Here is a 20,440-nt window from a genome sequence, read left to right as displayed (position 1 = left end):
AAGGAATTTTTAGCATATCTAAAGTTTTTCAAGGGGTAATATTATATATATATACGTAATATTATTATAGACAAGAAAAATGATAAATATCAAATCATGGTATAATCCGATAGAAAAAGTCTATTTTTGCGATCAATTAAAATATAGAATGAAAATCAATCCCAATATTCTTGTTGTCATTTTATTCTTTCTGACTTTCCTGGTTCATTTTTCCCTTTGGAAATTTGTTTTTCACCTGGATGAAATTGTGATCATTAAATTTTACCTTTTTCTAAGTGTCATGTTTATGATGATGATCACACTTATTATCTTAATCAATAGAGTGGCGCCGGAATTTTTAGGATTGTCTGTTATTGGTTTGATCCTTTTAAAATTCGGTTTGATGTACTTAATCAGAAAAAAACTGAACTTTGAAGTGATTCCTGGCTATAAATTTCATTTTATTATGCCCTATTTTGTCCTGACAGCCCTGCTTACATACTATGCCATCAAGCTGATTAATCATGATAAAAAACAGTAAAATAATTTATTGAAACTAGAAAAAATATCATATTTTTGCACAACGAAAAAAACCTATCAATGTTTAAGAAATTCGCAGTTTTATTCTACAGTATTTTTGTATTAAACTTAGTGTCTGCACAGCACGGTGAGGCTACTGCTGGCGCAGCTCCTGCTCAAGAGCTTTCAGAGAAAGACAAAGTAAGCAAAGAAAACAAAGAGTTCATCGATCATCACTTATTAGATGCACATGATTTCACATTGATGGTTGATAAAGATGGTCACCACATCGGTTTCCCTCTTCCTGTTATTATCTATGATAACGGTTTCCACTCTTTCATGAGTAACAAAGAAGGGTTCATGCACGGAGAGCCTACTGAAGTAGATGGTTCTTTTTATGTATTGCACCATGAGAAAATCTATAAGACTGATGCAGCTGGAACTTTAACACTTGGTGAAGACGGTCATCCAACTAACGTGAAGCCTTTAGATCTTTCTATTACAAAAAGTGTATTGATCATTTTATTAGTATCAATCTTTATGTTTGTACTATTTGTTGGAATGGCTAAATCTTATAAGAAGTCAGCAATCCCTACAGGTGCAGCAAGATTCTTAGAGCCACTAATCATCTTTGTAAGAGACGAAGTTGCTATTCCTAATATCGGACACAAGTATAAGAGATTCATGGGTTATTTATTAACAGTGTTTTTCTTTATCCTTTTCCTTAACGTTCTTGGATTAATGCCTTTCGGAATCAATGTTACAGGTAATATTACAATGACATTCTTCCTGGCTATCCTTACGTATTTGATTACAACATTCTCAGCGAACAAAGATTACTGGAAACACATCTTCTGGATGCCAGGAGTACCAGTTCCAATGAAGCTGATCATGCTTCCTATCGAATTATTAGGAACAATCACTAAACCATTCGCATTGATGATCCGACTTTTTGCAAACATGACTGCAGGACACATCGTAGTAATGAGTTTGATCGGATTGATCTATGTATTCAAGAATTTCATCGCAGGTGTTGCATTCCCATTCTTAACATTAGTAATTTATTTACTGGAAGTATTGGTAGCATTCCTACAGGCTTATATCTTTACCATGTTATCAGCACTGTTTATCGGAATGGCAGTAGAAGAGCACGAGCACGAACATCATGCAGCTCACTAATTGAAATTATAAATTAAAGTAAAACAAATTTTTTAAAATTATATATTATGGAAATCCCTAAAATTGTAGGTGCTGGTATCGTAGTACTAGGTGTAGGTATCGGTCTTGGTAAAATCGGAGCTGCTGCTCTTGAAGCTATCGCTAGACAACCTGAGCAATCTGGAAAAATCCAAACAGCTATGCTTATCGCAGCTGCACTTGTAGAAGGTGTTGCGTTTGCTGCTCTATTCGCAGTAAACTAATTAAATTCAAACCATTATCTGTGACGGTTGGTTACAGGTAATGGTTCTTTAAAAAAAAGTAATAATTATTTATACATTTATATAATGGAATTAATTCATCAGTTTTCATCAGGGTTATTTATTATCCAGTCTGTAATTTTTCTAGCATTATTATTTTTGTTAGGTAAGTTCGCTTGGAAACCTATTTTAACGTCTATCAATGACAGAGAAACATCTATTGTTGACGCTCTTAATCAAGCTAAATTAGCTAGAAAAGAAATGGAAACTTTAAAAGAGGATAACGAAAGAATCATTCGTGAAGCTAAAATCGAAAGAGATGCTATCCTTAAAGAAGCCAGAGAAATTAAAGACAGAATCGTAGGAGAGGCTAAAGATGTTGCTAAAGCTGAAGGAGACAAAATGATCGAAGCTGCTAAACAGACTATCAACGCTGAGAAAAATGCTGCAATGGCAGACATCAAAACTCAGATTGGTACTTTATCTGTAAACATTGCTGAGTCTATCTTGAAGCAAAAGCTAGACAACAGCGAAGCTCAAAACGAATTAGTTCAAAATTATTTAAACAAATCAAACCTTAACTAAGAATGCTTACATCTAAAGTAGCTAAAAGATACGCACAAGGTTTACTTGACTTCACCAACGAATCAGGTCAAACGGCTACTGTATTTTCTGAAATGAAAGATGTAGTAAAGATCATGAAAGAGTCTGCGGACTTAAATAAATTTTTCATGACTCCTTACATCGATTCTAAAAAGAAAATAGAAGTAGCAAACGAAATTTTCAAAGGTTTATCTGTCTCTTCTCAGAACCTGATCAGATTGGTTATTAAGCACGGACGTGAAAACCAATTGAAAAATATCGCTCAGGAATTCATCAATAAAGTTGAAGACCTTAGTGGTGTACAGAGAGTAACACTTACAACAGCAACTCCGCTTTCAAAAGAAAACCTTGATCAGATTTTAAGATCTACCAATCTTGTAAATGCTGATTCAAACTTTGATCTGAAAGTAAATGTGAAGCCTGAAATTCTTGGAGGATATGTTCTGAGAGTAGGTGACCAGCAGGTAGATGCGTCTGTGAAGACAAAATTGAACCAAGTTAAAAAAGATTTCCAATTAAATTAAGAAAAACAACCATACAATGGCAGAAATAAATCCGGCAGAAGTATCTGCGATCTTAAAACAGCAATTGGCCAACTTCGATACTCAATCAAACGTTGAGGAAGTAGGTACAGTTTTAACCATCGGTGATGGTATTGCTCGTGTATACGGGTTAGAAAACGTACAATACGGAGAGTTGGTGAAATTTTCTAGTGATGTAGAAGGTATTGTACTTAACCTTGAAGAAGACAACGTGGGTGTTGCTCTACTTGGTGAAAGTAAATTAGTAAAAGAAGGTGATACAGTAAGAAGAACAAACAGAATCTCTTCTATCAAAGTAGGAGAAGGTATGTTAGGAAGAGTAGTAGACACTCTTGGTAACCCAATCGATGGTAAAGGTCCTATTACTGGGGATTTATACGAAATGCCATTGGAAAGAAAGGCTCCTGGAGTTATCTTCAGACAGCCGGTAACTGAGCCTTTACAGTCTGGTATCGTGGCAATTGATGCGATGATCCCTGTAGGAAGAGGTCAGAGAGAGCTTATCATTGGTGACAGACAAACAGGTAAAACTACTGTTGCTATCGATACGATCATCAACCAAAAAGAATTCTTTGATGCTGGTAAACCAGTATATTGTATATATGTTGCTATCGGTCAGAAAGCTTCTACTGTAGCACAAATCGTTAAAACTCTTTCTGATAAAGGAGCTTTAGCTTATACGGTAATCGTTGCAGCTAACGCATCAGATCCGGTTCCAATGCAGGTATATTCTGCAATGGCAGGAGCTTCTATCGGTGAGTTCTTCAGAGACACTGGTAGACCAGCACTTATCGTTTATGATGATTTATCTAAACAAGCTGTTGCTTACCGTGAGCTTTCTCTACTATTGAGAAGACCACCGGGCCGTGAAGCTTACCCTGGAGACGTTTTCTACCTTCACTCAAGACTATTGGAAAGAGCTGCAAAAGTAATCGCTGATGACGAAATTGCTAAGCAAATGAACGATTTGCCAGAGTCTCTTAAGCCAATCGTAAAAGGTGGTGGTTCATTAACAGCCCTTCCAATTATTGAAACTCAGGCTGGTGACGTTTCTGCATATATCCCTACAAACGTAATCTCTATTACTGACGGACAGATCTTCTTGGAGTCTGATCTATTCAACTCAGGGGTTCGTCCTGCAATCAACGTAGGTATCTCTGTATCAAGGGTAGGAGGTAACGCTCAGATCAAATCAATGAAGAAAGTATCTGGTACATTGAAGCTTGACCAGGCTCAATATAAAGAACTAGAAGCGTTTGCTAAATTCGGTTCTGACCTTGATGCTTCTACTTTAGCAGTTATCTCTAAAGGAGAAAGAAACGTAGAAATCCTTAAGCAGCCGGTAAATGCACCACTTCCTGTAGAAAGTCAGGTTGCGATCGTATACGCTGGAACAGAAAACTTAATGAGAAACGTTCCATTGAACAAGATTAAAGAATTCCAACACGAATATATCGAGTTCCTTAAGTCTAAGCACCCTGATACAATGGCTGCTATTAAGTCTGGAAAAATCGATAACGATATTACAGGTGTTCTTAAGCAGGCAGCTAACGATTTAGCTTCTAAATACAACTAAAAAATTCAATGTTTAAGGTTTGAAATATAGTGTTTTAAACCTTAAACTTTAGACCTTAAACTTTGAACCCAAATTAATGGCAAACTTAAAAGAAATACGAGGCAGAATTACGTCAATTTCATCTACGATGCAGATTACACGTGCTATGAAGATGGTTTCCGCAGCGAAACTTAAAAAAGCACAGGACGCAATCGTAATGTTAAGACCTTATTCTGAAAAATTACAGGAGCTTATCCAGAATGTAAATTCTAGCTCTGATCCTGATCAGATTTCTGTATATGCTCAGAAAAGAGAGGTTAAAAGAGTACTATTCATCGCTGTTACTTCAAACAGAGGTCTTGCGGGAGCTTTTAACTCTTCTATCGTAAAGGAGCTTAATATTCAGTTCCAGAACAACGCTCAGTATGAGGTGGAAATTCTTCCGGTAGGTAAAAAAGTATATGATGCTGTAAGAAAAAATCGTACGGTATATGCTAATGGAAGCTCTGTATATGATAATCTGAACTTTGATGCCGTTGCTCATATCACTGAAGGAGTAATGACAAGCTTCAAAGAAGGTAAATTTGACGAAGTTTATGTTATCTATAACAAATTCGTTAATGCTGCTACTCAGGAAGTAACTACAGAACAGCTTCTTCCAATCTCAATGCCGGAAAACACTGAACCACAGGTTGAAACAGATTATATCTTTGAACCTAACAGAGCTGAAATCCTGGATAACTTGATTCCAAAGTCTATCAAAACTCAGGTTTTCAAAGCCATCTTAGATTCAGTAGCATCTGAGCACGGAGCGAGAATGACTGCAATGCACAAAGCAACAGACAACGCTCAAGCTTTAAAGAATGATCTTGTGATCTTCTACAACAAAGCAAGACAGGCTGCAATTACCAACGAAATCCTGGAAATTGTTTCCGGAGCAGAAGCTTTGAAAAATTCATAAAGAATTATTTTATTATACAAATAAAAGCACCGAAATTATCGGTGCTTTTTTGTTTACATAGTGATGAAACAGCCATTGGCTATTCAAAAATCCTGTTTCCATCAGAAAATGAGCAGTTGTTCCAATTATTGTTTTTATTTAAAAATAGCCATGTTATATCAAGCCATATTTTTGTAAGAAAATTCCTTCATCGAAATAATCAATCCCGGATTCAGGCAGGTTATTTTTATTTTACATATCTTTGTAGCTAATAAAATTTATACAACCTCTAAATGGACTCGGACATAGTCAGGCTTTTGCTGGCCTTATTTCTTGTTTTACTAAATGGCTTCTTCGTAGCCGCAGAATTTTCAATTGTTAAAGTTCGTTATTCACAAATTCAGTTAAAAGCCGCAGAAGGAAACTCTATGGCTAAGCAGGCAGAACATATCATCAAACATCTTGATGAATATCTTTCCGCTACACAATTAGGAATTACATTGGCTTCCCTTGCCCTTGGTTGGGTAGGAGAAAGCGCCCTGCATCATATTGTTGAAAATATTTTCACATCTTTGAGCATTAACCTGACTCAGACAACCATTACTACAATTTCAGTAGTGACAAGTTTTGTATTGATTACCATTATGCACATTGTATTTGGTGAGCTTATTCCAAAATCAATCGCGATCAGAAAATCTGAGGCAACTACAATGGCAACAGCGGTTCCGTTGAGAGTTTTCTATACGATCTTTAAACCGTTTATCTGGTTGATGAACTCCATGTCAAATGGTTTCTTAAGACTTGTAAAAATCCACCCTGCTTCCGAACAGGAAATTCACTCTACGGAAGAACTTCAGCTTTTGGTAAAGCAAAGTGCAGACAGTGGTGAGATTGAAGAAGAAAACTACGAGATCATTAAAAATGCATTTGATTTTACAGATCACTCTGCCAAGCAGATCATGGTTCCAAGACAGAATATTACTTCCATAGACTTTGAAGAAGATGTCAATGATATTATCAACAAAATAATGGATAGCGGTTATTCCCGTATTCCTGTTTATATTGATTCCATTGACAATGTGATCGGAATTTTCTACACAAAGGAAATCATAAGAGAATTTGTGAAGAGAAAAGGAGATCTGGATCATGAAGATCTTAAAGACTTAATGCGTGATGCCTTTTTCGTAGTGGAAAGCAAAAAAGTTTCAGACTTACTGAAGACTTTCCAGCTTAAAAAACAACATATCGCCATTGTTATTGACGAATTTGGAGGAACTGAAGGTATTATTACCTTAGAAGATATTCTTGAAGAACTTGTAGGGGAAATTCAGGATGAAGAAGATGATGAAGAAAAAATAGTTGATAAAATAGCGGACAATACCTATTGGGTACAGGCTACTCAGCCTTTGGACGAAATCAACGAATTTCTACCTAAAAAACTTCCTCTTTCCGAAGAAAGCGAGTACAACTCACTAGCAGGATTCATTCTTTATGAGCTTGAAGAAATCCCTGAAGAAAATCAGGAGTTTGATCTTGAAGATTATCACTTCAAAATTCTGAAAATGAATAACAAGAGTGTGGAACTTGTGGAACTGATTTATCAGGAACCTAATGCTATAGATCATCTGGCAGACAAAATAGGAGAAGTTTAAAAGAATGAAAATGAATTTTTATAACAGCATAAAAGATTACGAAAATCCGAAACGTCAGTACGAAGAAGAAGTTCTCGTTTTAGATGATACGGATGAAGTTTATAAACTGGTACTGCATAACGACGATATTCATACTTTTGATTATGTCATAGACTGTTTGATCGAAATATGTAAGCATACCCTGGAACAAGCTGAGCAACGTACAATTCTGGTTCATTACAAAGGCAAGTGTACCGTAAAAACAGGCTCAATGGATGTTTTGAAGCCTATGCATGAAAAATTAATTTCGCGCGAATTAACAAGCGAAATTGTATAAAATAAAAATCCGGCAAATTAATTGTCGGATTTTTTTATTGAATCCAGAGAGGAAAGTTGATGAATAACAAGAAATCATAAAGACTGACAGGTTTTTGGGCAATATTTTAATCTTTAAATGCTTTAATCTTTTAATTTCTCAATACACTTACATTGTCATATTTTATCTAAAATAGTATATTTGTACCAACTATAAAGAAACAAAAAAACAATGCTTGTAATAGGAATTGCCGGTGGTACAGGATCCGGCAAAACTACAGTTGTTGATAAGATACTTCAGCAGCTTGATATTGAGGGAATGAATATCCTCTCTCAGGATAATTATTATCACGACAACCAGGGTCTTACACTGACGGAAAGAGAAGCTCTAAACTACGACCATCCGAAATCTATAGACTTTGACTTACTGATAAAACATGTGAAAGCTTTAAAAAACAATGAGTCTATTGAACAGCCGATTTATAGCTTTGTTACCCATTCCCGAACAGGAGATCATGTCACTGTAGAACCTAAAAACGTATTGGTAGTAGAAGGAATTCTTGTTTTAACCAACAAAGAATTGCTGAAAGAATTTGATTTGAAAGTATTTGTTCATGCAGATTCTGACGAAAGGCTGATCAGGAGGATCAGAAGAGATACTCAGGAAAGAGGAAGAGATCTGAGTGAGGTATTACACCGTTATCAGACCACATTGAAACCAATGCACCAGGAATTCATCGAGCCTTCTAAAAATGATGCGGATCTTATTATCCCCAATATGAAGCAGAATTCCGTAGCGATTGATTTTTTAACTACCGTTATTAAAAATTCGTTGAAAAAACATTAAAAAATGGAAGAAAACAACCTTATCAAAGACATTCAGCCGAAATCTGAAACATTCAAACTTATCCAGAAATATGTGTTGAATAAGTATACCATTACGATCTGTCTGTTTTTGGTATGGATGATTTTTTTCGATAAAACCTCATTTCTTGTTATTAATGAACTGAATGGTGAGATTCATAAATATGAAGATCAGCTGGATTATTACAAAAAAGAATACGAGAAAAATGATGCTTTTTATAAAAAACTGATGAATAACAAGTCAGAAAAAGAAAAGTACGCAAGAGAAAATTATTTTATGAAAAAGCCGAATGAAGAGATCTTTATTCTGGTAGTAGACAGCACAAAAGTTGCTAAAAAGTAATAAAAGTTGAATAGAATGACGTCAATGATGAAATGAATTTTTAAAATTAAAAATTCACTTACGAAGCAGAATTCACCATTGACCATTCACAAATAAAAAAACTAATGTCAAATACAGATATACTTTCAAACTGGGAAAATCTAGTCAAAAAACAGCTTAAAACAGAGGATATTTACCCTGTTTTAGAGAAACAAAATCTGGAAGGAATAGAGGTGAAGCCTTTTTACACAGAGGTTCAGAAACCTTTGGTCAACCTGCCAAGAGTTGAAGAAAGCACCCATTTGGTAGCTAGATACCATGAAAGTCTGGAAGAAGAAGTATTTGCATTTATGCTGGATCAGAATGTAGAAAACCTTGATCAGAAAACTCTTTTTGTGAATAATAAAGATCTTGCAGGGCATATCAGCCCTAAAGAAGAAGATCAGTATTTTTCGCTGATTGATGTCTTTAATGAAAAAGAAGGAGCTATTGATGATCAGCTGGTAAAAGAATTGCTGTCAAAAGATTTTAAAAGAAATATTTGTGTAGATATCTCACTCCATCAGAATGCTGGTGCTGCTATTTATCAACAACTTGGAATTGCTCTTGCAAAAACTAAGGAATTGGTGGAAGCGTATGGTGCTGAAGTTTTAAGTAAACTGATCTTCAGAATAGCAGTAGGAGGAAGTTATTTCTTTGAAATGGCCAAACTGAGAGCTTTTAAAATCATTTTTAATCAGCTTTCCAAAGAATATGGACTGGACGAAGTTCCTTACATCTTTGCCGAGACTTCGCTGCGAAATAAAGCGGTTGCTGACAACGAAAATAACCTTATCCGTTCTACACTGGAGCTTGCTTCTGCAATGATTGGTGGGGCAGATGCCGTTTTCTCTAACAATTATCTTGTTGACAGAAGTACCAATAACTCGGAAGAGATCTCTTTCAAACAACAGATCGTCCTGGCTTACGAAAGTATTATCAATGTATTTGAAGATGCTTCTAACGGAAGTTATTATGTGGAAGATATTACCCAGCAGTTTGCTGAAAAAGCATGGGATTTATTTGTGGAAATAGAAGAGGCCGGAGGATATCTTGAATTGTTGAAACAGGGAGTTGTTCAGAAAAAGATCTATGATCACGCGATTGAAGAGCAGCAATGGATTGAAGAAGGAAAAATAAAGCTGATCGGAGTGAATTTATACCCTAAATTAGACGTTAAAAAGTCTATTGGGGATCTTTACAACGAAAAAGAAATAAAAGCCGTTCGTTGGGCTGAAATGTTTGAATAGAATATTCTTAACACCATGAAAAAAAGTTTCTTAATTTTCCTTTTACTGTTTTTCGGATTATGTTTTTCTCAAACTGAGAAAGATTTGTATGGAAAATGGGTAGGAACAGATGCGGGGAGCGCTGGCTCATTTACATTTTTTTCAGACGGTTTTGTAAAAGTAGAACTTGATGGATTGAATATTGACGGTAGAAATCATATAATTCCTGACGGACCCAATAAAGGTAAAGTTGCACAGGTAAAATATGCTGCGGATTTTTCAAAAAAAATTGTAAAATTTAGTTTAATTGCATCATACAATGATTTTAATAATAAACTTGAAGAAAGTAAATTTTTAAACGGACTTATTAAATTTGTTAATGAGAATGAATTTCTAATATTTTTCGACTTTGAAAATAAAAACCCTACAGATATTGATATTACATCTCCAAATGTGTTGACGCTATATAAAGAAAAAAGCTTATAGTTTTTAGTAATGAAAGAAAAACTGATAGATTTATTTGAATACACCTATCATTTCAATATTGAGATGATTAAAGTAATCTCTGAAAACAGAGAACTTGTAGATGATAAAACAATCAATCTCATTAATCATACTCTTAATGCACAACAGATCTGGAATGCCCGGATATTGGGGGAGGAAACCTTTGAAGTATGGCAGATCAATCCCTTTGAATCTTTGGTAGAAACCAATCAAAAGAACTTTCTTAAAAGCATTCATATTATTAACAATCTTGATGTGGACACAAAGATAGAATATCAGAATTCAAGAGGAACAAAGTTTGAAAATACCATTTTTGAAATGCTTTTTCATGCAGTAAATCATTCTACCTATCATAGAGGGCAAATCAATTCTTTGCTTAAACAGAATGGTATAACACCGGTATTGACGGACTATATTTTTTATAAAAGATAATTTTAATAAATAATCATTTTCTGGAAAGATTTTGTGTAGATTTATAAAAACACAAAATACAAATGTTATGAAAGAAAATGAGATAAGTTTTTTTATAAGGAAATCTATATTTTCTGTGTATAATGAGCTAGGTCCTGGGCTTTTGGAGAAAGTTTACGAAAAAGTTTTAGCTTATGAACTTGAGAATAACGGATTAAAAGTAAATACTCAAGTTCCAATGAAAGTTAAATTCAGAGATATCATTATTGATTCTAGTTTTGTTGCCGATATAATTGTTGAAGACAAGATTATTATAGAAGTGAAAGCCGTAACGGAAATAGCAAATATTCATCATCAACAGTTATTAACCTATCTAAAGTTAACGGGGTTGAAATTAGGAATTCTGGTTAACTTTAATACTGATTATATTAGCAAAAGTATTTTTCGGAAAGTAAGAGGGAGTTTAGATTAATTTTCTAAATATAACCGCAGATAACACGGATTTTCACAGATGATTGCGTATCTTTTTTTAAAAAAATTAAAAAAAGATTAACAATACTAGTTCTCATTGAAATAGACAAGAAATACAACATAAACATCTGTGAAAATCCATGTCCTCTATGGTGAGAAAATAACTACAAACTGTATAAAACTTTAGAATAATAAGAAAAGGAAAGTATATCTACATTGAAATACATAAAAGAAATACAACATAATCATCTGTGTAAATCTGCGAAAATCTGTGGTTAAATTACTAAATAAAGAAGTTCAAAACTATATCAATGCAAATCTGAAAACAGATTTACATACACTATTATTGAAAAAATCCCCGTTTCCAGAGGTTTCCATGCATGAAATTGTACAGCAGATCAAAGGAAAACAGGTGGCAGAGAGAAAATTTCCGTTTCTCTTAAAAGAAGGCATTCTTTTCCCGCCACAGCTTAATCTTGAACAGTCTTCATCAGAGAAAACAGCCCTTTATAAATCTGAAATTCTGAAAGGGAAAACATTTATTGACCTTACAAGCGGTTTTGGTATTGATGCCTTTTATCTGTCTCAAAATTTTGATAATATCACTTTAATAGAGCAGAATACTGAACTTTTAAAGATTGTTGAAAATAATTGGGGTATTTTAGGTCGCAAGGCGAAATTTATCAATCTTAAGCTTGAAGATTTTCTGAATGAGAATCAGGAACATTTTGATGTTATTTATCTTGATCCGGCCAGAAGGGATGAGCAAAAAAATAAAGTTTTTCTTTTGGAAGATCTCTCTCCTGATATTCTTGAGATTCAGGAAAAATTATGTTCCATATCTGATCTTGTGGTGATAAAGCTTTCTCCGTTGATTGATCTTAAATACCTTGTTTCAGTATTGCCGGGTATTTCCAGGATTGATATTATCGCTCTGAAAAATGATGTGAAAGAAGTGGTAGTATTTCTTTCCAACGAAAATACGGATAAGATCATCTGTAATTGTGTGAACCTTGAAAGCAAAGAATCTGTCTTTAGCTTTACATTTGGGGAAGAAGAAATGGCTCAATCTGAATATTCTGAACCTGAAAGATACATTTACATCCCCAATCATTCCATTTTGAAGGCTGGAGTCTTCAATCTGATCTCTCAGAAATTTGGATTAAAAAAACTTCATCCCAACAGTCATCTTTACACTTCCAGCGAAAGAATTGAAAACTTTCCCGGAAGAATTTTAGAAATGGAATCTGTTGATTCTAAAAGTATTAAAAAGAAAAGTCAGTTTAATATTATTACAAAAAATTACCCTTTAAAACCTGAAGAAATCAAAAAGAAATATGGTTTAAAAGACGGAGGAGATCAGTATCTTATTTTTACCCAATCCAAAAAAGGGAAAATAATATTAAAATCAGTATAAAAATGTTGCCGAAAAAAGCAGGATTTCTTACTTTTGGGCAATCAAAAATTTAAGCATGAAATCGCTTGCTGTCTGGAAGGTCATAATAGACTAAAATAGTGCGGTTTCATATTACCTTTTAAAAAAAAATAATTTTACATATGAAAAAATTAGTTATATGTTTAGCGATTGCAACGGTAGCGGTAAGCTGTAAGAAAGTTCCACAAGGAGGAAACAGAGGTACTTTGAAACTTGAAGAAGGAGTAGAAAGATATTCTGACGACCCTCAGGGAGAAGCTCACGGACATGAAGCTGGAGCTGCAGAACATAAAGAAGAGGCTCATGCAACACCAGAAGCAGCTGCTCCAAAAGCTGACAGTACTGCGGCTGCAAAACCTGCTGAAGCTGATAAAGCGCCAAAAGCTGAACACTAATTAGAAGTACAAAATATATAAATGCCCTGTTTCTGCAGGGCATTTTTTATTAAAAAAGAGGGCTATAAGGTTCATTAACACGAGGTTGGGAAAATCCTTTCTTTTTGTTTGTTCCTGCCGGGCATTTTTTTTAATTTTAACAAAATAAATTTTTACAATGCAAGAGACATTAAATTACATTAACGAAAACAAACAGCGTTTCGTGGATGAATTATTTGAGTTATTGAGAATTCCTTCTATTTCTGCAGATCCGGCGTATAAAGATGACGTTTTGAAATGTGCAGATGTAGTGGCAGCACACCTTAAAAATGCAGGCGCTGATAATGTGGAAGTTTGCAACACAAAAGGATATCCAATTGTTTTCGGGGAAAAGATTTTAGATAAAAATTTACCTACAGTTTTGGTATACGGACACTATGATGTTCAGCCGGCAGATCCATTGGAATTATGGACAAAGCCACCTTTTGAGCCTTATATTGAAAAAACTGAATTACACCCTGAAGGAGCAATCTTCGCAAGAGGTTCTGCTGATGATAAAGGCCAGTTCTTCATGCATTTGAAAGCTTTTGAAGCGATGATGAAAACCAATGCTCTTCCTTGCAACGTTAAATTTATCTTAGAAGGAGAAGAAGAAGTAGGATCTGTGAGCTTAGGAGACTGGGTCAATGAAAATAAAGAGAAATTAGCTTGCGACTGTATCTTAATTTCTGATACTCACATTTATAGTAATGAACAGCCTACTGTAACAACTGGTTTAAGAGGTTTAAGCTATGTAGAAGTAGAAGTGGAAGGTCCAAACAGAGACTTGCACTCAGGGCTTTACGGTGGAGCAGTTCCGAACCCTATTCACGTTCTTTCAAGAATGATTGCCAATCTGATTGATGAAAACGGGCATATCACTATTGATGGTTTCTACGACAATGTTGAAACTGTTTCAGATGCTGAAAGAGCTGAAATGAACAAATTGAAAGACAATCCGGAAGAATTCAAGAAATCAATTGGATTAAGCAATATTGAAGGTGAAAAAGGATATACAACTTTAGAAAGAACATCTATCCGTCCAACTTTAGACTGCAACGGAATCTGGGGCGGTTATACAGGAGAAGGAGCAAAAACAGTAATTCCTTCAAAAGCTTTTGCTAAAATTTCAATGCGTTTGGTTCCTTATCAGACTCCTCAGGAAATTACGGAGAAGTTCACGAAATATTTTGAAAAGATTGCTCCGGATACAGTAAAAATTAAAGTAACCCCTCACCACGGAGGTATGCCTTACGTTTTACCAACGGATACAAAAGAATTTGCAGCCGCAAAACAAGCGATGGAATCAGCATTCGGAAAAGAAGTTCTTCCATACAGAGGAGGAGGAAGTATTCCGATTACAGCAATGTTTGAGCAGATTTTAGGAGCTAAGTCTGTATTAATGGGCTTTGGATTGGATTCTGATGCGATCCACTCTCCAAACGAACATTATGGACTATTCAATTTCTATAAAGGGATTGAAAGTATTCCGTTATTCTTTGAGAATTATTCAAAATAATGAATCGAAAATAAGATATGATAAGGTGTTTCTGCAAAGGAATGCCTTATTTTTTTGCTCTTTTATCAATTATTAGCGAAGTGTTTTCAAGGTTTTGAAAATTAAATTCGCTGAAAATAAATGGGTTAATTTTTTATTTGCAATAAGTTATTTCACTATTCATTGAAAGTTTATATTTTTAATACAAAACTCGATTTACCATGAAAAAATACTACTCAATTGCATTTTTACTATCGTCACTATGTGTTTTCGCTCAACAAGCCATATCCTTTGAACCTATGGAGGGATTCAACGTTGGAGATGTCAATGGGCAGGCAGGATGGATCAGTACGCCCACAGGAGGTGTGCCGGAAAATGTTACCCATCAAACCATCAGTTTAGATAAAGCCAGTGATGGAAGCCGTTCCCTGAGAATTGTCAAAGAAAGTACGTATGGAACGCAGGCAGAGCCAGTCATCGGAGGTTTTTATAACCTTTCCGCTCCTCTTGCTTACAATAATTTTTCTGTATCATTCGATATCAATATGTCACAGCTCAACGGTTCTGATTTTGGTTTTCAGGCTGTAAACAATATTGATGACCAGCTTGTAGTAAGATTGGATTTTGGAAAAACCGGATCGGTAAAGATCCTGGATATGTTATCTGGTACACAGAACCTTATTGCTACACCTTCCGCCTGGCTGTCGAATACCTGGTATCGGTTAAAAGTAGTAGGAAGTGCTACAGATGTCCGGTATTACCTTAATGATCTGCTGATCTATACAGGTACAGCAGCAAGTTCATTGAATATAAACCAGCTTCGTTTTGTACATAATAATTCGTTGGGATCAGCTTATATTGATCATATTAAAATTAATAGCGAGCTGGGAACAATGGGTGTTCAGGATTCCAGTGCAAATACTAAAAAAATATCTCTTTATCCTAATCCTGCAACTGATTTTATCAATATTAATGCTGCTGCCAAAGTAAAAAGTATAGAACTCTATGACGAAACAGGTAAGCTGATAAAGACTGAAATAAACCATAATAAAATAGAGGTAAAAGGCTTAGCCAAAGGAATATATATGGTCAATATAAAAACTGAAGAAAGAAATTTTACTGAAAAAGTGATTATCAGATAAATTATTTCATGCTTCTGAAAACATATGCTCTTTTTAGCGTTTTGGTGTATTTGTGGATGATTTTTCGGAATTGACGTTTGTCCTTAGATTTAATATCTTTATTATTTTTAGTTAAAAATATTATGTTAATTTATTAATACGTGTAAAATATTCACATATTTTGCTTTTTAGATTTAAAACGTATATATTTGCTCAAAACTAAAAAAATATCATGAAGAAACTTTACATTTTCGCCATTTCGTTAATTTCAATATCATCTTTTGCTCAGCAGACTATTTCTTTTGAAGCTGGTGAAGGATATACAGCAGGAAACATTAATGGACAGCAGGGCTGGGTTACGACTAATAATGGAGCAACACCGCCAGTATATCTGACAAGTCAATTGGTATCCGCTGAAATGGCAAGCCAGGGATCAAACAGTTTTAAAATAACAACAGATGCTCCTTATGGGCCACAGCAGAGTCCTGTAATGGGAGGTTTTTATACTTTTACGACGCCATTAACGTATAATAGCTTTACACAATCATTTGACGTAAGACTGACTCAAAAAAGTTCATCAAGTTCAGATTTTGTTTTTAGAACCGTAAATACAGTAGGTACAGGAGGAATCGTTACGTATATTGATTTCTCTTATGATGGAAGCATTCTGATTGCAAATGCGGGTTCAAATAATTTAGTCAATACCAATCAAACCTGGAATGCCAATACATGGTACAGGGTAAAAATAGTTTCTACAGCTACGGGAATCCAATATTACCTGAATGATGCTTTAATTTATACAGGACAACCATTCAGTAACAATAATATTAACAGAATGGATTTTGTACATGATAATTATGGAGGTTCTGCCTATATCGATAATATCAAAATTAATAATGAAGCAGCCTTGTCTACTAAAGACGCTGTTAAGAATGACGTAAAATTGTCTATCTATCCAAACCCGGCTACTGATGTTATAAAAATCACAACGCCTAACAAAATCAAACATGTTGAAGCATATGATATGTCTGGAAAGAAAGTGGATGTAACGTTAAACGGAGATCAGGTAAATGTTAGAAACCTGTCTGCCGGAGCGTATTTACTGAATATAGAAACAGAAGGAAGAAACTTCACAGAGAAGTTCATCAAAAAATAATTACTGATAAATCTTAGTATCAGCAAAACGCTCCAATTGGAGCGTTTTTGTTATTTTAGAGAATTAAAAATTTCAATCATATGTCAGATAATAAAACAGCTTATATAACAGGAGGAACCAAAGGAATAGGTTTCGGGATTGCGAAAATTTTACTTGAAAATGGCATTTCTGTAGCATTTTCAGGAAGAAAAAGAGAAGATGTAATGAAGGCAGAAGAAGAACTTAAGCAATATTCAGAAAATGTTTTGGGGATTGTTTCTGATGTAAGAAGTCTGGAAAGCGAACAGGAAGCTGTAAAATATACCGTCGAAAAGTTCGGAAGACTGGATTATATTATTGCTAATGCAGGATTGGGTATTTTTAAGCCCGTAGATGAGTTGACGGCAGAGGAGTGGAATGATATGATAGAAACAAATCTTACCGGTGTTTTTTATACCTTAAAAGCTTCTGTGGAAGAACTGAAAAAGACAGAAGGTTACTATATTACCATTTCCAGCCTGGCAGGAGCTAACTTCTTTGAGAATGGTACAGGATACAACGCTTCAAAATTCGGTGTGGTAGGTTTCACACAGGCCGCCATGATTGATTTAAGAAAATACAATATTAAATCTACGGTGATTATGCCAGGATCTGTAGCGACTCATTTTAACGGAAATATTCCGTCTGAAAAGGACAGTTGGAAGATCCAGCCTGAAGATATGGGGAATCTTATATTGGATATTTTAAAGATGAATCCAAGAGTTTTGCCAAGTAAAATAGAGTTTAGGGCAACGAAACCAGCTAAGTAACTACATCTAATGTATTGAATAATAATTTAATAAGTATTATGCATGCATAATATATTTTTTATTTATATTAGCAAAAATTAATTCAAACAAAATCTCTGCATAAACTGTCATGATTTTATGCACCAAAAGGGAAAAAATAAAATAGTACACATGAAAATATTAGTTTGTATTAGTAGTGTTCCGGATACTACTTCCAAAATTAACTTTACAGCAGACAAATCTGCTTTCGACAAAAACGGAATTCAGTGGGTAATTAATCCTTTAGACGAATTTGCGTTGACAAAAGCGGTTAAACTTCAGGAATCTCAGGGAGCAACAGTAACAGTAATCAACGTAGGGGATGCTGCTACAGAACCTGTAATCAGAAAAGCTTTGGCAATTGGTGCTAACGATGCAGTAAGAGTAAATCTTGATCCAAAAGACAGCTATTCTACAGCAAAAGAAATTGCAGCTGTAGCTCAAAACGGAGGATATGATCTTATCCTTTGCGGAAAAGAATCTATCGATTATAACGGAGGTTCTGTTCCTGGAATGGTAGCTCAGTTATTAAACCAGCCTTTCGTAAACGCTTCAGTAGGATTAGACGTTAACGGAAGCGAAGCTACTGCAGTAAGAGAAATTGAAGGAGGAAAAGAAACTATTTCTGTAAAATTACCGGCAATTATTGCAGGTCAGAAAGGATTAGTAGATGAGAAAGATCTTATCATCCCGAATATGAGAGGAATTATGTCTGCAAGAACAAAACCTTTGCAGGTAGTAGAACCTTCTTCTTCAGAAGTAAAAGTTCAGGGAGTATCTTATGACAGCGTTCCGCCAAGAGCTGCTGTGAAAATGGTTTCTCCGGATAATCTTGATGAATTGGTAAGATTACTTCACGAAGAAGCTAAGGTAATCTAATCTTTAAATTTTTCAATCTTTTAATTTTTAAATTTAAAACAATGGCAGTATTCGTATACGCAGAAAATATAAACGGAGTTTACAAAAAAGCAGCTTTTGAAGCAGTTTCTTATGCTAAAGCTATCGCTGATAAAGCAGGAGATACCGTTACGGCAATCTCTGTAAACCCAACAGATTCTTCAGATTTATTATACAAATATGGAGCATCAAACGTAATCAATATCAAAGACGAAGGTCTTAAAAATTTCTCAGCAAAAGCATTCGCACAGGCTGTAAGTGAAGTGGCAGACGGAAATATCATCGTTTTCCCTCACACTACTGACGCTTCTTCTATTGCTCCTATGCTTGCAGTAATGAAGAACTATTCTTTAATTACTAATGCATTGGAAGCTCCAGAGAGCCTTTCTCCTTTCCAGGTAAAAAGAAGAGCATTCTCAGGAAAAGGTTTCATGCATGCAAAAGCAGAAGGAAACGGAGTAATCGTTACTGTTTCTCAAAACGCTTTCGGTGTTAAAGAAAATGCAGTATCAGGCTCAGAAGAAGTGAAAAACTTATCAGTAGCTAATGAAGATACTAAAGTGATTTCTCACGAGCAGAGTTCAGGTAAATTAGACCTTAAAGAAGCTGAAGTTGTTGTTTCTGCTGGTAGAGGGATGAAAGGACCTGAAAACTGGGGAATGATCGAAGATTTAGCAAACGTTTTAGGAGCTGCTACAGCATGTTCTAAACCAGTTTCTGATATCGGATGGAGACCTCACACAGAACACGTAGGACAAACAGGTAAAGCAATTGCACCTAATCTTTACGTTGCAGTAGGAATTTCAGGAGCTATTCAGCACCTTGCCGGAGTTAACTCTTCAAAAACTATCGTAGTAATCAACAGTGATCCTGAAGCACCGTTCTTCAAATCTGCTGATTATGGAGTAGTAGGAGATGCTTTCCAGATTATTCCTGCACTAACAGAGAAAATTAAAGCAATTAAAGGATAAGAAAGTGAATTGTGAATAGTCAATTCGCTTTGCTCGTCAATTTCAATTAAATAATTCACGTGCGAAGCAAAATTCACTATTGACGTTTGACAATCATCAACAATACAGATAAAAGCTCGGCTTTCCGGGCTTTTATTTTTGCGTAAAAAAGTGAAAACACAACAAAAAATTAATCTATATTTGTAGCTATGGATTATAAGCAGCTAATTATTCGCGGAATATCGTACAGCCAGACCCAGTCGGGGGCGTACGCATTGTTACTGGAGCATGAAGAAACACACATAAAATTACCTGTTGTTATAGGAAATTTCGAAGCCCAGTCTATCTCTCTCGGATTGGAGAAAGATATTCATCCACCGCGTCCTCTTACTCATGATTTATTTACAAAATTTATAGTTTCTGCCAATTATGAGTTGATTTCTGTCATTATCTATCAGATTGTAGACGGAGTTTTCTTTTCAAATATCAACTTTAAAAATAAAGTAACCGAAGAAGAACTGATCCTTGATGCCAGAACTTCCGATGCTGTTGCTATGGCCGTAAGATTTGATGCGCCAATATTTACAACGCAGCAGGTTTTAAATGAAGCCGGGATTTTATTGGAACTGGAAGATGTTTCAAAAGAAGATCAATCTTTCTCAGAAACTGTACAGACAGAAGATAACTTAAAATCTCTTTCTATGGAAGAGCTTCAGAAATTATTAGATGAAGCCGTTAAAGAAGAAGACTATGATACTGCCCTTGAAATCCAGGAAGAAATCAAGAGGAGGAAAAAGAAAATTGACTAAAGAGATACTTTTT

At 35.0% G+C, this 20,440-nt stretch carries 24 protein-coding genes; all 24 read left to right on the top strand.

Annotation, left to right across the window (positions count from 1 at the left end):
* The first annotated feature begins 79 nt into the window (after positions 1-79).
* The 24 genes from ACMA47_RS13980 (at position 80) to ACMA47_RS13865 (ending at position 20,427) form a co-directional block, all read left to right on the top strand.
* Entirely contained in the window at positions 80-520 is a 441-nt protein-coding gene (locus ACMA47_RS13980) for a hypothetical protein (protein ID WP_413930251.1), read from the top strand.
* Between the two features lie 59 nt (positions 521-579).
* On the top strand, positions 580-1,677 hold the full coding sequence (gene atpB, locus ACMA47_RS13975; protein WP_114821342.1) for a F0F1 ATP synthase subunit A: 1,098 nt from the start codon (positions 580-582) through the stop codon (positions 1,675-1,677).
* A 47-nt stretch (positions 1,678-1,724) separates the two neighbouring features.
* On the top strand, positions 1,725-1,919 hold the full coding sequence (atpE, locus tag ACMA47_RS13970) for an ATP synthase F0 subunit C (protein ID WP_002979108.1): 195 nt from the start codon (positions 1,725-1,727) through the stop codon (positions 1,917-1,919).
* Positions 1,920-2,003: 84 nt separating this feature from the next.
* A complete protein-coding gene (locus ACMA47_RS13965; protein ID WP_034695422.1) occupies positions 2,004-2,501 on the top strand; it encodes a F0F1 ATP synthase subunit B in 498 nt (165 codons plus the stop codon).
* A 2-nt stretch (positions 2,502-2,503) separates the two neighbouring features.
* Positions 2,504-3,043 (top strand): ATP synthase F1 subunit delta, encoded by a 540-nt coding sequence (atpH, locus tag ACMA47_RS13960; RefSeq protein ID WP_034695420.1) that lies wholly within the window; start codon positions 2,504-2,506, stop codon positions 3,041-3,043.
* 16 nt (positions 3,044-3,059) lie between these two features.
* Positions 3,060-4,637 (top strand): F0F1 ATP synthase subunit alpha, encoded by a 1,578-nt coding sequence (gene atpA / locus ACMA47_RS13955; protein WP_034695418.1) that lies wholly within the window; start codon positions 3,060-3,062, stop codon positions 4,635-4,637.
* Positions 4,638-4,713: 76 nt separating this feature from the next.
* Complete coding sequence (gene atpG / locus ACMA47_RS13950; RefSeq protein WP_413930250.1) at positions 4,714-5,577, top strand: ATP synthase F1 subunit gamma; 864 nt, start codon at positions 4,714-4,716, stop codon at positions 5,575-5,577.
* Positions 5,578-5,849: 272 nt separating this feature from the next.
* Positions 5,850-7,208, top strand: coding sequence for a hemolysin family protein (locus tag ACMA47_RS13945; RefSeq protein WP_309521248.1), 1,359 nt, complete (start codon positions 5,850-5,852; stop codon positions 7,206-7,208).
* Between the two features lie 10 nt (positions 7,209-7,218).
* Positions 7,219-7,524, top strand: coding sequence for an ATP-dependent Clp protease adaptor ClpS (locus ACMA47_RS13940; protein WP_413930249.1), 306 nt, complete (start codon positions 7,219-7,221; stop codon positions 7,522-7,524).
* A gap of 210 nt (positions 7,525-7,734) precedes the next feature.
* Positions 7,735-8,349, top strand: coding sequence for a uridine kinase (gene udk, locus ACMA47_RS13935; protein ID WP_034697618.1), 615 nt, complete (start codon positions 7,735-7,737; stop codon positions 8,347-8,349).
* 3 nt (positions 8,350-8,352) lie between these two features.
* On the top strand, positions 8,353-8,709 hold the full coding sequence (locus tag ACMA47_RS13930) for an FtsB family cell division protein (RefSeq protein WP_034697620.1): 357 nt from the start codon (positions 8,353-8,355) through the stop codon (positions 8,707-8,709).
* Between the two features lie 104 nt (positions 8,710-8,813).
* Positions 8,814-9,977 carry a methylmalonyl-CoA mutase family protein gene (locus ACMA47_RS13925; protein ID WP_413930248.1) on the top strand — a complete coding sequence of 388 codons (1,164 nt, stop codon included), beginning with the start codon at positions 8,814-8,816 and terminating at the stop codon, positions 9,975-9,977.
* A 15-nt stretch (positions 9,978-9,992) separates the two neighbouring features.
* Complete coding sequence (locus tag ACMA47_RS13920) at positions 9,993-10,442, top strand: hypothetical protein (protein ID WP_413930247.1); 450 nt, start codon at positions 9,993-9,995, stop codon at positions 10,440-10,442.
* A gap of 9 nt (positions 10,443-10,451) precedes the next feature.
* On the top strand, positions 10,452-10,892 hold the full coding sequence (locus ACMA47_RS13915; RefSeq protein WP_413930246.1) for a DinB family protein: 441 nt from the start codon (positions 10,452-10,454) through the stop codon (positions 10,890-10,892).
* A 67-nt stretch (positions 10,893-10,959) separates the two neighbouring features.
* Positions 10,960-11,343 carry a GxxExxY protein gene (locus tag ACMA47_RS13910; protein WP_413930245.1) on the top strand — a complete coding sequence of 128 codons (384 nt, stop codon included), beginning with the start codon at positions 10,960-10,962 and terminating at the stop codon, positions 11,341-11,343.
* Positions 11,344-11,613: 270 nt separating this feature from the next.
* Entirely contained in the window at positions 11,614-12,759 is a 1,146-nt protein-coding gene (locus tag ACMA47_RS13905) for a class I SAM-dependent methyltransferase (protein WP_413930244.1), read from the top strand.
* A gap of 140 nt (positions 12,760-12,899) precedes the next feature.
* Positions 12,900-13,172, top strand: a complete 273-nt coding sequence (locus tag ACMA47_RS13900) for a hypothetical protein (protein ID WP_062674994.1) — start codon at positions 12,900-12,902, stop codon at positions 13,170-13,172.
* A gap of 157 nt (positions 13,173-13,329) precedes the next feature.
* On the top strand, positions 13,330-14,709 hold the full coding sequence (locus tag ACMA47_RS13895; protein ID WP_413930243.1) for a dipeptidase: 1,380 nt from the start codon (positions 13,330-13,332) through the stop codon (positions 14,707-14,709).
* A 200-nt stretch (positions 14,710-14,909) separates the two neighbouring features.
* Positions 14,910-15,830 (top strand): T9SS type A sorting domain-containing protein, encoded by a 921-nt coding sequence (locus ACMA47_RS13890; protein ID WP_413930242.1) that lies wholly within the window; start codon positions 14,910-14,912, stop codon positions 15,828-15,830.
* Positions 15,831-16,041: 211 nt separating this feature from the next.
* Positions 16,042-16,965 (top strand): T9SS type A sorting domain-containing protein, encoded by a 924-nt coding sequence (locus ACMA47_RS13885; protein ID WP_413930241.1) that lies wholly within the window; start codon positions 16,042-16,044, stop codon positions 16,963-16,965.
* 80 nt (positions 16,966-17,045) lie between these two features.
* Entirely contained in the window at positions 17,046-17,753 is a 708-nt protein-coding gene (locus tag ACMA47_RS13880) for an SDR family oxidoreductase (RefSeq protein WP_079241856.1), read from the top strand.
* A gap of 150 nt (positions 17,754-17,903) precedes the next feature.
* Positions 17,904-18,650 carry an electron transfer flavoprotein subunit beta/FixA family protein gene (locus ACMA47_RS13875; protein WP_034697635.1) on the top strand — a complete coding sequence of 249 codons (747 nt, stop codon included), beginning with the start codon at positions 17,904-17,906 and terminating at the stop codon, positions 18,648-18,650.
* 41 nt (positions 18,651-18,691) lie between these two features.
* A complete protein-coding gene (locus ACMA47_RS13870) occupies positions 18,692-19,639 on the top strand; it encodes an electron transfer flavoprotein subunit alpha/FixB family protein (protein WP_034697637.1) in 948 nt (315 codons plus the stop codon).
* A 188-nt stretch (positions 19,640-19,827) separates the two neighbouring features.
* Positions 19,828-20,427 carry a bifunctional nuclease family protein gene (locus ACMA47_RS13865; RefSeq protein WP_034697639.1) on the top strand — a complete coding sequence of 200 codons (600 nt, stop codon included), beginning with the start codon at positions 19,828-19,830 and terminating at the stop codon, positions 20,425-20,427.
* Positions 20,428-20,440: the final 13 nt, after the last annotated feature.

This window comes from Chryseobacterium sp. T20 (assembly GCF_047345655.1).
GTDB lineage: Bacteria > Bacteroidota > Bacteroidia > Flavobacteriales > Weeksellaceae > Chryseobacterium.
The sequence above is the reverse complement of the archived record's forward strand: the minus strand, read 5'-3'. Positions and strand labels throughout refer to the sequence as shown.

Bases quoted from the DNA above. Each gene is read 5' to 3' on its own strand.
- ACMA47_RS13980 (WP_413930251.1), top strand. From the start codon at position 80: ATGATAAATATCAAATCATGGTATAATCCGATAGAAAAAGTCTATTTT.
- atpB (WP_114821342.1), top strand. From the start codon at position 580: ATGTTTAAGAAATTCGCAGTTTTATTCTACAGTATTTTTGTATTAAAC.
- atpE (WP_002979108.1), top strand. From the start codon at position 1,725: ATGGAAATCCCTAAAATTGTAGGTGCTGGTATCGTAGTACTAGGTGTA.
- ACMA47_RS13965 (WP_034695422.1), top strand. From the start codon at position 2,004: ATGGAATTAATTCATCAGTTTTCATCAGGGTTATTTATTATCCAGTCT.
- atpH (WP_034695420.1), top strand. From the start codon at position 2,504: ATGCTTACATCTAAAGTAGCTAAAAGATACGCACAAGGTTTACTTGAC.
- atpA (WP_034695418.1), top strand. From the start codon at position 3,060: ATGGCAGAAATAAATCCGGCAGAAGTATCTGCGATCTTAAAACAGCAA.
- atpG (WP_413930250.1), top strand. From the start codon at position 4,714: ATGGCAAACTTAAAAGAAATACGAGGCAGAATTACGTCAATTTCATCT.
- ACMA47_RS13945 (WP_309521248.1), top strand. From the start codon at position 5,850: ATGGACTCGGACATAGTCAGGCTTTTGCTGGCCTTATTTCTTGTTTTA.
- ACMA47_RS13940 (WP_413930249.1), top strand. From the start codon at position 7,219: ATGAATTTTTATAACAGCATAAAAGATTACGAAAATCCGAAACGTCAG.
- udk (WP_034697618.1), top strand. From the start codon at position 7,735: ATGCTTGTAATAGGAATTGCCGGTGGTACAGGATCCGGCAAAACTACA.
- ACMA47_RS13930 (WP_034697620.1), top strand. From the start codon at position 8,353: ATGGAAGAAAACAACCTTATCAAAGACATTCAGCCGAAATCTGAAACA.
- ACMA47_RS13925 (WP_413930248.1), top strand. From the start codon at position 8,814: ATGTCAAATACAGATATACTTTCAAACTGGGAAAATCTAGTCAAAAAA.
- ACMA47_RS13920 (WP_413930247.1), top strand. From the start codon at position 9,993: ATGAAAAAAAGTTTCTTAATTTTCCTTTTACTGTTTTTCGGATTATGT.
- ACMA47_RS13915 (WP_413930246.1), top strand. From the start codon at position 10,452: ATGAAAGAAAAACTGATAGATTTATTTGAATACACCTATCATTTCAAT.
- ACMA47_RS13910 (WP_413930245.1), top strand. From the start codon at position 10,960: ATGAAAGAAAATGAGATAAGTTTTTTTATAAGGAAATCTATATTTTCT.
- ACMA47_RS13900 (WP_062674994.1), top strand. From the start codon at position 12,900: ATGAAAAAATTAGTTATATGTTTAGCGATTGCAACGGTAGCGGTAAGC.
- ACMA47_RS13895 (WP_413930243.1), top strand. From the start codon at position 13,330: ATGCAAGAGACATTAAATTACATTAACGAAAACAAACAGCGTTTCGTG.
- ACMA47_RS13890 (WP_413930242.1), top strand. From the start codon at position 14,910: ATGAAAAAATACTACTCAATTGCATTTTTACTATCGTCACTATGTGTT.
- ACMA47_RS13885 (WP_413930241.1), top strand. From the start codon at position 16,042: ATGAAGAAACTTTACATTTTCGCCATTTCGTTAATTTCAATATCATCT.
- ACMA47_RS13880 (WP_079241856.1), top strand. From the start codon at position 17,046: ATGTCAGATAATAAAACAGCTTATATAACAGGAGGAACCAAAGGAATA.
- ACMA47_RS13875 (WP_034697635.1), top strand. From the start codon at position 17,904: ATGAAAATATTAGTTTGTATTAGTAGTGTTCCGGATACTACTTCCAAA.
- ACMA47_RS13870 (WP_034697637.1), top strand. From the start codon at position 18,692: ATGGCAGTATTCGTATACGCAGAAAATATAAACGGAGTTTACAAAAAA.
- ACMA47_RS13865 (WP_034697639.1), top strand. From the start codon at position 19,828: ATGGATTATAAGCAGCTAATTATTCGCGGAATATCGTACAGCCAGACC.